The organism is Methylobacterium sp. 22177 (assembly GCF_052045615.1).
GTDB lineage: Bacteria > Pseudomonadota > Alphaproteobacteria > Rhizobiales > Beijerinckiaceae > Methylobacterium > Methylobacterium radiotolerans.
This window is the reverse complement of record NZ_JBQEPK010000013.1, coordinates 1-11,578: the sequence shown is the minus strand read 5'-3', so window position 1 is coordinate 11,578 and position 11,578 is coordinate 1. Positions and strand designations below refer to the sequence as shown.

Genomic DNA, 11,578 nt, shown 5'->3' with positions numbered 1-11,578 from the left:
GCGGAGTGCAGCGCGGGCGCAGTCTGACCCGCAGCGGCAACGCGAGAGCGTTGCCATATGTTTCACCGGCCCGCACCTTCGTTGCGCTTTTATCCGCAGAACCTGAACGCCGCTTGAGCGGCGTGGAAACACCCAAGCGAATCCGATGCCGCCGCTGGTCAGGCCGCCCGCTCCGACTGGCGCGTCTCCGGCATGATCAGCGCCACCAGCATGAAGGCCGCGAAGCCGACGACCGCGAGCCCCAGGAAGGCGCTGTGGCTGCCGAGATGGTCGGCCATGATGCCGGCGAGCGACGTCGAGAGGGCCGCGCCGATGCCCATGGCGGTGCCGACCGCGCCGAGGGCGAGGTTGAAGCGGCCGGTGCCGCGGGTGAGGTCCGACACGATCAGCGGCACCATCACGCCCAGCACCGAGGCCGAGATCCCGTCGAGGACCTGGATGGCGACGAGGCCGTAGGGGTTGGTGGTGTAGGCGAGGAGCAGGCCGCGGACCGGCAGGGCGCCGAAGCCGAACAGCAGGACCGGGTAGCGGCCGAAGCGCTCGGCGGCCCGGCCGACCGCCGGGGCGCTGACCGCGAGGACGGCCTGCGGGACCATGATGCAGGCGGCGACCAGCGCGGTGGCGGTCTCGCTCGCCCGCAGGGTCAGGACGCTGCCCACCAGCGGCAGCATCGCCGCGTTGGCGAGGAAGAACAGCACCATGCAGGCCGCGAAGCACAGGAGGCCGCGGTTGGTCAGCAGGGCGCGGATGCCGTCCTGGCCGGAGGCCGGCGCCGCGGAGGCCGGCGCCGCCTGGGCCGCCGCCGGCTCCTTGAACACGCTGGCATCGATGTCCTGGGCGCGGATGCGCGCCAGCGCGATCACCGTCGGGATGCCGAGGGCGGCGGTCAGGTAGAAGACGGCGCCGTTCGACAGGTAGTAGCCGATGGCGCCCATGCCGGCCGCGCCGAGGGCGTTGCCGAGGGCGGCGAAGCTCGCGTTCCGGCCGAGGCGCTCGCCGGCCCGGGCGCGCCCGACCAGGCCGATGCTGATCGCCGCGATGGCCGGCGTCAGCACGCAGCTCGCGGCCGAGTGGAGCGCCATCGCCAGGAGCACGACCAGGAAGCTCGGCCAGACCGCGAGCGCGAACGCGCTGCCCGCGATGCCGATGACCGCCACGGCGGCGGCGAAGCGCTTCGAGCGCACGACGTCGACGAAGGCGCCTCCCGGGACCTGGCCGAGGAGCGCCACGAGGCTCCCCACCGTGAGGGCGAAGCCGATGTCGGACTGCGTCCACTTGGCCTGGGAGAAGTAGACCGCCAGGAACGGGCCGAACCCGGTCTGCAGGTTGGCCACGAAGAACGCGAAGGCGTCGAGGCCGTAGCGGCTCGCCGACGAGATCGCGCGTCCGCCGTGGGCCGCCGAGGCTGCCGGCGAGCGCGCGGCCTCGGCCGCCTGATCCTTCAGGCGGGCCGGACGGGAGCGGATGTCCTGCCGGGGCACGTCGCGCTCGCGGGCGGCGGCGGCGGTTCTGACCTTCAACCGGGCCACCGTCACTTATCCGGTGCTTTCTCCGGGGGCAGGGCGGGTGCGGGCGCGGCCGGGGCGGAGGCCGGCGGGGTCGCGGCGGGCGGCGCCGTGCCCCCGGAGGCGGCGTTGCCCGGGACGGTCGATGCCGGGGCCGGCGCGGCCGGGGCCGGCTGCGGCGGCGTCGCCGAGCCGGACGCGGGCGCTGCCGCCTGCTCGCCCTCCGGCGCGGGCGCGGCCGGGCTGGCGGGACCCAGGACCACGATCGGCTCGCCGGCCTTGTATTCCGGTGAGACGCGGACCTGGTTGCGGGTCAGCGCGACCGACAGCTTGCGCTCCTTCCCGCCGTCCGGCGTGAAGCGCAGGGCGCGCCAGTCCACGGCGATCTTGCGGGTTCCGACACCGAGGAAGCCGCCGAAATCGATGATGGCGGCGCGGGGGTGGCCCTCCTTGTCGATGATGATGTCGATGACGCGCCCCAGCTCGTCGCCGCCGGCGCTGCGCACGCTGCGGCCGAGCAGGCTCTCGTAATCCTGGGTGTCGAGGACGGTGGCCGGCGTTCCCTGCTGCTGTGCCTGCGCCGCGGCGGGCGGCGCGCCCGCGGCAGCCGGCGGGCTGGCGGGCGGGGAGGCCGGCGTCGCCGCGGGCGGAGGCGGAGGCGTCGGCGCCGGTGTCTGGGCCGGAGGAGCAGATTGCGGCGCGGCCGGACTCTGCGGCGCGGCCTGACCGGCAGGACCCTCGCTGCCGCCCGGCTGGGCCTGCGCCGCGGTCCCCGACGCCCAGAGGGCGAGCGTCACGGCCGCGATCATCCGGTTGGTTCTGAACACGCTTCGTCCTCTGAGGAAAGGCCGGGCTGCACCGGCGCGCCGGCGCGTCCACGACCGCATTCGGCCGGTCCCGGGTCCGCCGCCGGCAGGACCCCGCCTGCGGATGGCGTCGTGCCGCAGGACCTGGGCGAAGTTATGGACCGCGGCGATCCGACAGCAAGGCTCGAGCCGCGCCTGTCGGCCGAGCGGCCGAGGGTGTCCGGCGATCATCCCCCGGCGTCCCATGGCGCTGTCTGGTTTTCGCCGCATCCCCAGCGTAGACAACCGCGCATAAACCCATGCGAGCCGCGGATGACACCGTGGCCACTGTCGAGGACCAAACGATGTCGACCCTCACCACGTCGCGATGCGCGGCAGCGCGCGGCCTCGCGCTCGGCGCCGCTCTCGCCGGTCTCGTGGCCGGCTGTCAGGCGCTCGGCGGAGGCGGCGGCGTGATGCCGGCGACGGAGGTCGGGCTGCCGCCGTCGCTGCGCGGGTCTCTGCCGAACCGCGAGCCGCACAACGCCGCGGTCGACGCCGACGGTCAGCCGCTCCAGACGGCGCCGACGAAGCAACTCGCGATCCCGAAGAACGCCGGCGGCGCCACGCGGACGGCCGACAGCGGCGAGCGCCGGATCCGGCGCGAGGATCTCGACGGCGGCAACGCGGCCGTCGGCGGCAGCGGCGGGAGCGGCTCGATGGGCCCGATGCTGTCGCCCGGCGGCAGCGTCGGTCTCGGCGGGAAGTTCTGAGCCGATCCGTCCGAGCGCCCGCACCGGTCCGCAACGCCGGCACCCGCGCGCCGTGACCGGAGGCGGTGCGGGCGCGTGAGCCCGGTCGACGAGCTCGGCCGAGTTCGGCCTAGCCGACCGCTTGGCTCGGCGCCTCCGCGAGCACGCCGGGCTCGATGTCGACCACGTAGCCGCCGAGTTCCGTGCTGTAGCTGAGGCTCTTCCACGGCAGCGGGTGGTGGGTCTCGCCGAGCCCGAGGAAGCCCCCGAAGGCCAGAACCGCGTAGGCGACCTGTCCGGAGACCTTGTCCACCATGAAATTGTGGATCGCGCCGAGGTGGCGGCCGCTGCGGTCGTAGACGGCCGTGCCCTCGACCATGTTGGACGCGATCAGCCGCGGCGTCTCGTCGATCGCCATGCCCTCGCCGGTGGGGTCGAGTTCCAGCGTGCCGGGCTCTCTCAAGGTGCGCTCGTTGGGCAGGTCCGTCGGCATGGTCTCTCCCGGTTCGCGCGCGGGGCAAGGCCCGCGTGGCGGCCCCTCGGCTCACTAAGCGCGCGGGTCGGGACGGGTTCCGCCGGCCGGCCGGGCGTTCGGGCCCGCACCGTGCGCTCAGCGGTCGGGCGGCATGCCGGCGCTCGCCCGCCGCTGGTTGATCCGGTCGCGGACCGATCGGTTCGCCAGCAGCATCTCGAACCCGAAGGCCACGAGGGCGCACAGCGTGCACAGGATCGCCGCACCGAACAGGCCGAACAGCAGGGTCGCGACCGTGCTGTCGCGCAGCGCTCCCACGAACAGGGTCAGCACCGAGCCGCAGGTCGCCACGCCGCCGAGCGCGGCCAGGAACACCGCGGCGTCCAGGGCCAGGGAGCGCCGGTGAAGGCGGTCCAGGCGCTGCCCGAGGCGGACGCGCTCGGCATCGCCGGCCCCCGCCAGCAATCCGGAGACGTGGTCGGCCTGGTCCGCCACGCGCGCGAGCCGGGCGCCGAAGACGTTGAGGAGCGTCGCGATGCCGGACAGGAGGAAGACGGGGCTGAGCGCAACCTGGACGACGTGCGCGGTGCTCTCCAGGCTGGCGAGGGTGATCGGGTCGGTCATGCGGTCGGGCTGATGCACCCGACGGGCCGGCGCGGCAATCCCGGCGCGCTCAGATCAGTCCGCGGACCGGTGCGACGCCGGAGGCCGTCGTCTCCGCGCGGATCACCAGGCCGAGACCCGTGACCAGTCCGGTGGCGAGCAGAAGCGCGAGCGTGAGGGCCGGGGCGAACATGCCTGTACTTCGCGCGCAGGATTGTTAAGAGCAGGTTTCGCACCCGGCATCTGGCCGAATAATCTTCACGACGGCATCGATCGGGCGATCCCACGGGGGATTCCCGTGCGTGCCTTGTGGATGAGCGTGCTTCAAAGGCAATTTCCCCTTGGAACGGCGGCGGCACCGCTTAGTTGCTGCTATGCTGGCTCGGCCGTGGGGCGATCATGCCCCGGCCTGCGGCCCGAGAACCGGAGGAAGTTTATGGCCACAAAGACCGAGAAGGCTGCGCCGAAGGCGGCCAAGACCACCAAGACTGCGGAGAAGGCCGCCCCGGCGAAGGCTGCGAAGCCGGCTGCCGCCAAGTCGGCCGGCACGAAGCCCAACGCTCTGCAGCAGCCGCTGAAGCCGTCGGCCGAGCTCGGCGCCATCGTCGGCACCAGCCCGCTGCCCCGCGGCGAGGTGGTCAGCAAGGTTTGGGATTACATCAAGAAGAACAACCTTCAGAACCCGCAGAACAAGCGCGAGATCGTCGCCGACGACAAGCTCAAGAAGGTCTTCGGCAAGGACAAGTGCTCCATGTTCGAGATGAACAAGCACCTCGCCGCCCACCTGAAGGCCTGATCACGACCTAGAGCCCAGTCCGGCGTCTCGTCCGGGCCGACGGCTCTAGGCGCCTCCGTGACGCGCCAGTCGGGCCGGAAGACCGGCCGACATGGTGCGGCGCGCCGCGGGCGAGAGCCCGGTATCCGGAGCCACCGGCCGTTCCGGAGGTTTCGGGCCATCCGCTGAGCCGGACGCGTCCCACGGGTCTGGATCCGGGGCTTCCCTGCGCGCTCCCGCCGAGGCAAAGCCGTCCCGCGCCCGCAGGGTCGCGGACAGGGCCGGTCGTCCGGCGACCGGCCGGGCGCGTCCGCGCCGAGCCTGCTCCCGATGCCAGGTGCTGCCCGATCCTAGGCGAGGCCCTGCAGGACACCGCCATCGACCCGCAGAGCCGCGCCGGTGGTGGCGCTCGCGGCCGGGCTGCAGAGGTAGGCAACGAGGTTCGCCACCTCCTCCACCCGCGCGAGGCGCTGGATCAGCGAGGAGGGCCGGTGCTCCGCCACGAACTTGCGGCCCATGGCTTCGAGGTCGGCATCGGCCGCGCCGCCGGCCATCTGCTTCATGAACTCGGCGACACCTTCCGACAGGGTCGGGCCGGGCAGGACGCTGTTGACCGTCACGCCGCTCCCGGCCACCGTCTGGGCGAGCCCGCGGGAGATCGCGAGCTGCGCGGTCTTGGTCATCCCGTAATGGACCATCTCGGTCGGCGTGTTGATGCCGGACTCGCTGGAGATGAAGATCACCCGGCCCCAGCCCCGCTCCGCCATGCCGGGCGTGTAGGCCCGGGACAGGCGCACGCCGCTCATCACGTTGACGTCGAAGAAGCGCTGCCAGTCGGCATCCGGGATCTCGAAGAACGGTTTCGGCTCGAAGATCCCGGAGTTGTTGACCAGGATGTCCACGGCCGGCAGCGCCTGGACGAGCGCGGACACGCCGTCCGCGGTCGCGACATCACCCGGCGCCGCGAAGGCCCGGCCGGCCCTGGCCTCGCCCCGCAGCTTCGCCAGCGCTGCCTCGACGCGCTCGGGCGTGCGGCCGTTGATGCCGACCTCGGCGCCGAGATCGCAGAGTTCCTTGGCGATGGCGTAGCCGATACCGCCGGTCGAGCCGGTGACCAGGGCCTTCCGGCCGGTGAGATCGAGATCCATGGGACGCTCCAGCACGTGACTCGTTCCGTCAACGCGGTCCGGTGCCCGCGGTGGCATACGGGACCGGTCTAGCCGCTCCGACTCCGCCGCAGGACGCTGGCGCAGCCGCCGATCACCGAGAGCGCCACCGCGCAGGACAGCGAGATGGTCACGGCCCGCTCGGCCCCGAGCCCGTGGGTCAGGCCGAAGATCACCGCCACCAGGGCCGCGCCGAGCGACTGCCCGGTGAGCCGCGCCGTCGACTGCATCCCGCTCGCCCCGCCGGCCCGCTCGCGCGGTGCCGAGGTGACGATGACCTTGTTGTTGGGCGACTGGAACAGGCCGAAGCCGAGGCCGCACAGGGTCAGCCGCCAGACGATGTCGAGGGTGGCGGGCGCCGCGGGCAGGAGGGTCACGCTGACGAGCCCGGCGGCCATCATGGCCAGTCCGATGCCGCCGAGGATGCCGGGCGGGTAGCGGTCCGCGAGGCGGCCGGAGATCGGCGCCATCGCGGCGACCGCGATCGGCCAGGGGGTGAGCAGGAAGCCCGTCTGGGTGCTGGAGAGGTGCAGCACGTCCTGGAAGTAGAAGGGCAGCGCCACGTAGGAGACCATCTGGGCGCAGAACGAGGCGACCGACGTCGCCATCGACAGGGCGAAGGCGGGGATCCGCAGCAGGTCGACCGGCAGGAGCGGTGCGGGCAGCCGGATCTGACGCCGGACGAACACCGCGCCGACCACCAGGGCGGCCGCGAGTTCGACGATGGCGACGCCCCGGGCTTCCGGATCGCCGAGGCCGTCGATCCCGATGATCAGCAGGCCGAAGGTCAGGGCGTTGAGCACCGCGCTCACGAGATCGAACGGCCGGCCGCTCGCCGGTGTGACCGGCAGGGTCCGGGACGCCACCGTCAGGGCCAGGAGGCCCACGGGGATGTTCACGAGGAACAGCCAGGGCCAGGTCGCCACCGACAGGATCGCCGCGGCCACGGTCGGGCCGGCGGCCGAGGCGACCGCCACCACGAGCGCGACGTTGGCGACCCCCTGGCCGATCATCCGGTGCGGGTAGATGAAGCGCACGAAGCCGATGTTGACGCTCATGATCGCCGCGCCCCCGAGACCCTGGACGATGCGGGCCGCGATCAGGAGCGGCAGGTTCGGCGCGACCGCGCAGGCGAGGGAGGCGGCGACGAACACCGCGAGCCCCGGCAGGTAGACCTTCCGGAAGCCGAAGATGTCGCCGAGGGCCGCGAAGGGCAGGAGGCTCGCCGTGACGGCGACCTGATAGGCGTTGACCACGAAGATCGCGTCGGCCGGCCTGACCGAGAGGTCCTTCGCCATGACGGGCAGCGCCACGTTGACGATGGCCCCGTCGAGGACCGCCATGGTCATGGCAAGCCCGATCGCCGCCATGGCGAGGACGCGCTCGCGGGGCGGCAGGCCGTCCTGGACGGGCGCCTGCGGGGGCGGCTGGGGGCTGCCCGGCGCGCCGCCTGTCGGACCGTGCGGGACCTGCGCCATGGGTGCGCGCTCCTGCGGCGTCCCGGCGGGTCCGTGACGTCGATGGCTGGGAAATCCGGACGCAGGACGCGAGGCGGATGCTGCTCCCTGTCGCGCAGGCGGTCGGTCCCGTCGAGGGGCGCCGTGTGTCCTATGTCACGGCGCGGGCGGGTTCGTTCGCGCCGGATCGGCCCGCCGTCGGCAGCACGCCGCGCGGCCCGGGCGCTCGATCGGTTCGGGAGCGCGCGGCGCGCGCCGGGCGCGACCCGGGGCGTCGCGGGTCCCGACCGGGATCAAGCCAGCATGTAGGTCAGCAGGGAGCGGAGCTGGGCCGGCTTGATCGGCTTGTGCACGAGTTCCGCTCCGGCGGCTGTGACGCGATCCTCGACCGCGCTGGAATGGTCGGCGGTGGTGACGATGACCGGGAGCGGCTCGGCCCGCAGCGCGCGGAGATAGGCGGCCACGTCGAGGCCGCAGGCGCCCTCGTCGAGATGATAGTCGAGCACCAGGATGTCCGGCGCCCCGGCGCCCGCCTCGACGGAGGCCTTCACCCCCGCGAGGTCGCGGAAGGTCGAGACCCGGGCATCCCAGTTCTGGAGGAGGCGCGCGAGGGCGTCGGCCGTCGAGGCGTCGTTCTCCACGACGAGGACGTGCGCTCCCGAGAGCCGGGTCGCCACCGGGGCGGGCGGCGCGGCCGCGGCCGGGACCGCGCTCAGGGGCAGCGTCAGCGCGACCCGGGTGCCGTGGCCGACCCGGGAGCGCAGCCGCAGGGGATGGTCGAGGGCCAGGGCCATGCGGCGGACGATCGACAGGCCGAGGCCGAGGCCCGGCTCCTCGCCGCTGCCGGTCCGGTCGCCGCCCCGGAAGAACTCGTCGAAGACGAGGTCGCATTCCTCGGCGGCGATGCCGCAGCCCGTGTCGGTCACTTCGATCCGGACAGCGCCGGACCGGCGCCGGGCCGCCAGGACGATCCCGCCGGTGCGGGTGTACCGGACGGCGTTGGAGACGAGGTTCTGGAGGATCCGCTGCAGGAGCACCACGTCGCTGGTGACGGTGACCTCCGGACAGTGCACCGACAGGCGCAGACCCTTGCGCTGCGCGAAGGGTTTGAAGCTCTCCGCGAGCTCCGCCAGCAGGTCGGGCAGGAAGACCGGCTGGACCTGCGGCCGGACGACCCCGGCATCGAGTTTCGAGATGTCGAGCAGCGTCTTGATCAGGTCCTCGATGGTCTGCAGGCCCCGCTCCACCTGTCCGGCGATGGCGCGCGCTTCCGGCGGGACCTCGAGGTCGGCGAGCGCCGAGATCGACAGGCGGGCGGCGTTGACCGGCTGCAGCAGGTCGTGGCTCGCCGCCGCCAGGAACCGCGTCTTCGAGCGGTTGGCGGTCTCGGCCTCCTCCTTGGCCGCGGCCAGCGCCTCGTTGGAGCGCTCCAGCCGGTGCATGAGCCCGGTCAGCTCCTCGGTGCGGGTGCGGACCCGGCCCTCGAGCATGATCGCCGTCTGGAACAGCGAGTAGGCGCTGCCCCGCTGATCCATGGAGCGCTCGACATGGGACATCAGCGCGGCGTTGATGCGCTCGAGCTTCTCGATCCGCCGGCGCAGGGACGCGTCGGTCTCGAGGCCGTTCGGGTGCAGGGTCACGACGCGACCGGGGCGGCGGCCGCGGCCGGCGCGCCCGCGGCGAGGGTCTTGCCGATGGCGATGCCCGTGAAGGTCTGGTTCAGGTGCATCGCCCGGTACTGCTCGCCGAAGGTCTCGAAGCCGACGACGTTGTAGCGGCGGTAGAGGTCGGCGATCCCGTGGCGCACCTGCCGGCTCTCGGCGTCGAGGCGGCGGAGCACGCACTCGAAGCCGATGATCAGGTCGACGCCGCCGAGCACGGCGTCGAGGCGGGCCAGCTCCGCCCGGGTCGAGGCGACGATGTCGCGCGGCTCGGCGAGGGTCAGCACCACGCCCTCGTCCACCGCGCAGAAGAAGCTGAGCGAGCCGTCCTCGTTCATCCGCCGGATCGAGCGGCAGAAATACTCGCCGCCGACCTTCACGGCGAGCGGGTAGGCGGCGAAGCTCATCGGCGACAGGCCCTCGGGGTCGAGGCCGATCGCCATCGCGTATTCCCGGGCCGCCGGCTCCGCGTTGAGCTCGTGCACGGTGCGGCGCTCGCCGTCCGAGGCGGTGACCACGAATTTGGTCCGCGTCGGCTCGAAGTTGTCGCTCTTGAAGATCTCCACCGAGAAGTCGGTCTCGACGAGCACCAGGACCGCCGCCTTGCGGTGGATCTTCCCGCCGTGCAGCATGACGGCGTCGCGGAAGCGCAGGTCGTCGCCGGCCGAGCCGCCGACGATCGGGATGCCGTCGAGCGCCCAGGCGATCGCCGAGACCACCGTCTCCTCGGCATTGGCGAGCCCGTCGATCAGCGACAGGGCGAAGCGGTGGCCCGTGGCGGCCGCGTCGACATCGCGGCACCGGTCCAGCGGGTCGAGGGTCCGGCGCAGCGCCCGGACCGCCGAGGCGGTCCGCTCCACGTCGAGGTGGTCGATGGCGTCGAGGACGGTCGAGACGATCCGGAAACGCTCGGCCGGGAACGCGATGACGACGAGCCCGCGGTCGAGGCCGCCGGCCGGGGCGATGCCGCCCGACATCGAGCAGCCGGCCACCGGCACGCCGGGGAACCGGGCCTCCAGCGCGCGGGCCAGGATCTCGGCGTCGTAATCGGCGGAGAAGAACGCGACGACCTGCGACAGGGCGGTGTCACCGACCGCGAGCGCGACCTCCGCGGCCGCGTCGGCGGCCCCGGCCGCGTCCGTCCAGGCCGTCCAGATGCCGCACAGATGGCGGCGCACTCCCGATCCTTGAGCCACGTTCCACCCCCTGCGACCCCCTCGGCAGGCTTGGTGCCCGCTCTTCAGCGTCTTGCGCGGAGTATGTCGTGCGCAACCGAGCGGTGCAACGGGGCGTGTCGCCCCCGGTCCGGTTCACAGGCGAGGCCGGACCGGGGAGTGGCGCTCACTTCATGCAGGCATCCTCGGCCTTCTCGAAGGCCGCGGGCTTGGCCTCGTGGTCCGCCGGCCGGCCGCGGCCGATCGCGCCGTCCGAGCGGGCGCGGAGATAAGTGTATATGTCGGGCAGGTAGCACATGACGTTCTTGTTCTCGCCGAAGGCCGGCATGACCAGCTCCTGCGAGGCGTTCACATCCCGCTTGCCGCCCACGACGATGCCGGCGAAGTGCGCGTAGTCCATGCCCTTGAGAGCGTCGACCAGGGACGGCGCGTAGGTCGAGCCCATCCCGTCTGGCCCGTGGCAGGCCAGGCAGTTCGCGCTGTACCGCACGTAGCCGGACATGGTGTACCAGTCGACCTTCTTGCCGCCCTCCGTGATGTGGTACGTCGGGTCGCCGTTCTTGTCGGTGTACTGGCCGTCCTGGACTTTCGCCGGCTGCGTCGGCCCCTCGCTCTTCAGGTCGGCCGCGGGCGGAGCGGCCGTCGGGGCCGCGGCGGACGCCGGCAGCATCCCCAGGGTCCCTGCTGCGAGCCCGGCCAGGACCAGGCTGGCGAGTCTGTCTGCAACGCTCCGCATCCGTCTTCCTCCTGCCGCCCACAGGCGTGTTCTCGGTGGCGCGGCGCCGGGATAACGGCGGATCTCGGTCGAGAACACCTTGGCACACCTTCACGTTTTCGCGCTTGGCCGGTGAGCGCCGCGATGAGTGGACGAGGGGGCGCTTATCCGCGTTGCGCACAGCATTAACCTTTTGTTAATCGGCGGATTGCCGCCGGCCCGCCGGCGTGAGAGCTTTCGTTAACGAGAGCTTAACGGTTGGGTCCCGGCGATGCGGTTCGCGGTTTCCATGATGCAGGGACTGGTCAAGGGACCCGCCTCGCGTCGGCTCTCCCGGAGCCGCTGGGCGGGCCTCGCTGCCCTCGCCGCCATCGGCGTCGCGGGTCTCGCCGCCCCGGCTCAGGCGCAGACGCTGGCGAGCCTGCCGACCGAGGCCGGTGCCCGGGTGCAGGGCGACGCCAAGCCGATCGCGGCCTGGGTGACGTTCTGCCAGACCTACGCGGCGGAGTGCG

11 protein-coding genes and 2 pseudogenes are annotated in these 11,578 nt (G+C 72.7%); 3 read left to right on the top strand and 10 right to left on the bottom strand.

Annotated elements, in window-relative coordinates; genetic code table 11:
- Positions 1–158 precede the first annotated feature (158 nt).
- Positions 159–1,535, bottom strand: coding sequence for an MFS transporter (locus ACTJK8_RS14080; protein ID WP_024829265.1), 1,377 nt, complete (start codon positions 1,533–1,535; stop codon positions 159–161).
- Positions 1,532–2,314, bottom strand: coding sequence for a PRC-barrel domain-containing protein (locus tag ACTJK8_RS14075; protein ID WP_440762104.1), 783 nt, complete (start codon positions 2,312–2,314; stop codon positions 1,532–1,534). The genes ACTJK8_RS14080 and ACTJK8_RS14075 overlap by 4 nt, the downstream gene beginning before the upstream one ends.
- 341 nt (positions 2,315–2,655) lie before the next feature.
- Here ACTJK8_RS14075 and ACTJK8_RS14070 point away from each other — a divergent pair, with 341 nt between their 5' ends.
- On the top strand, positions 2,656–3,063 hold the full coding sequence (locus ACTJK8_RS14070; RefSeq protein WP_012320463.1) for a hypothetical protein: 408 nt from the start codon (positions 2,656–2,658) through the stop codon (positions 3,061–3,063).
- A 112-nt stretch (positions 3,064–3,175) separates the two neighbouring features.
- Here ACTJK8_RS14070 and ACTJK8_RS14065 read toward each other — a convergent pair.
- The 3 genes and pseudogenes from ACTJK8_RS14065 to ACTJK8_RS14055 form a co-directional block, all read right to left on the bottom strand.
- Positions 3,176–3,535: pseudogene (locus ACTJK8_RS14065) on the bottom strand (PRC-barrel domain-containing protein); the annotation flags it as partial.
- Positions 3,536–3,652: 117 nt separating this feature from the next.
- The gene (locus ACTJK8_RS14060) at positions 3,653–4,138 is read right to left on the bottom strand and encodes a DUF2721 domain-containing protein (protein WP_012320461.1); all 486 of its coding nucleotides are present in this window, start codon (positions 4,136–4,138) and stop codon (positions 3,653–3,655) included.
- 49 nt (positions 4,139–4,187) lie between these two features.
- Positions 4,188–4,310: a hypothetical protein gene (locus tag ACTJK8_RS14055; RefSeq protein ID WP_266284939.1), complete on the bottom strand. Its 123-nt coding sequence runs from the start codon at positions 4,308–4,310 to the stop codon at positions 4,188–4,190.
- Positions 4,311–4,553: 243 nt separating this feature from the next.
- Between ACTJK8_RS14055 and ACTJK8_RS14050 the strand changes: the two genes are divergently transcribed.
- Entirely contained in the window at positions 4,554–4,913 is a 360-nt protein-coding gene (locus ACTJK8_RS14050; protein WP_012320460.1) for an SWIB/MDM2 domain-containing protein, read from the top strand.
- 329 nt (positions 4,914–5,242) lie between these two features.
- Here ACTJK8_RS14050 and ACTJK8_RS14045 read toward each other — a convergent pair whose 3' ends face one another.
- The 5 genes from ACTJK8_RS14045 to ACTJK8_RS14025 all read right to left on the bottom strand — a co-directional run bounded on the left by ACTJK8_RS14045 (position 5,243) and on the right by ACTJK8_RS14025 (position 11,087).
- Entirely contained in the window at positions 5,243–6,040 is a 798-nt protein-coding gene (locus ACTJK8_RS14045) for an SDR family NAD(P)-dependent oxidoreductase (protein ID WP_043074180.1), read from the bottom strand.
- Between the two features lie 68 nt (positions 6,041–6,108).
- Positions 6,109–7,536 (bottom strand): MFS transporter, encoded by a 1,428-nt coding sequence (locus ACTJK8_RS14040; protein ID WP_024829268.1) that lies wholly within the window; start codon positions 7,534–7,536, stop codon positions 6,109–6,111.
- A gap of 272 nt (positions 7,537–7,808) precedes the next feature.
- Positions 7,809–9,155, bottom strand: a complete 1,347-nt coding sequence (locus ACTJK8_RS14035) for an ATP-binding response regulator (protein WP_053621472.1) — start codon at positions 9,153–9,155, stop codon at positions 7,809–7,811.
- Positions 9,152–10,354 carry an FIST signal transduction protein gene (locus ACTJK8_RS14030; protein WP_012320456.1) on the bottom strand — a complete coding sequence of 401 codons (1,203 nt, stop codon included), beginning with the start codon at positions 10,352–10,354 and terminating at the stop codon, positions 9,152–9,154. Before ACTJK8_RS14030 ends, ACTJK8_RS14035 begins: the two co-directional genes overlap by 4 nt.
- 163 nt (positions 10,355–10,517) lie before the next feature.
- A complete protein-coding gene (locus ACTJK8_RS14025) occupies positions 10,518–11,087 on the bottom strand; it encodes a c-type cytochrome, methanol metabolism-related (RefSeq protein WP_012320455.1) in 570 nt (189 codons plus the stop codon).
- Positions 11,088–11,337: 250 nt separating this feature from the next.
- Here ACTJK8_RS14025 and ACTJK8_RS14020 point away from each other — a divergent pair.
- Positions 11,338–11,578: pseudogene (locus ACTJK8_RS14020) on the top strand (transglutaminase-like cysteine peptidase); the annotation flags it as partial.

Bases quoted from the DNA above. Each gene is read 5' to 3' on its own strand.
- ACTJK8_RS14070 (WP_012320463.1), top strand. From the start codon at position 2,656: ATGTCGACCCTCACCACGTCGCGATGCGCGGCAGCGCGCGGCCTCGCG.
- ACTJK8_RS14025 (WP_012320455.1), bottom strand. From the start codon at position 11,087: ATGCGGAGCGTTGCAGACAGACTCGCCAGCCTGGTCCTGGCCGGGCTC.
- ACTJK8_RS14040 (WP_024829268.1), bottom strand. From the start codon at position 7,536: ATGGCGCAGGTCCCGCACGGTCCGACAGGCGGCGCGCCGGGCAGCCCC.
- ACTJK8_RS14045 (WP_043074180.1), bottom strand. From the start codon at position 6,040: ATGGATCTCGATCTCACCGGCCGGAAGGCCCTGGTCACCGGCTCGACC.
- ACTJK8_RS14055 (WP_266284939.1), bottom strand. From the start codon at position 4,310: ATGTTCGCCCCGGCCCTCACGCTCGCGCTTCTGCTCGCCACCGGACTG.
- ACTJK8_RS14075 (WP_440762104.1), bottom strand. From the start codon at position 2,314: ATGATCGCGGCCGTGACGCTCGCCCTCTGGGCGTCGGGGACCGCGGCG.
- ACTJK8_RS14050 (WP_012320460.1), top strand. From the start codon at position 4,554: ATGGCCACAAAGACCGAGAAGGCTGCGCCGAAGGCGGCCAAGACCACC.
- ACTJK8_RS14060 (WP_012320461.1), bottom strand. From the start codon at position 4,138: ATGACCGACCCGATCACCCTCGCCAGCCTGGAGAGCACCGCGCACGTC.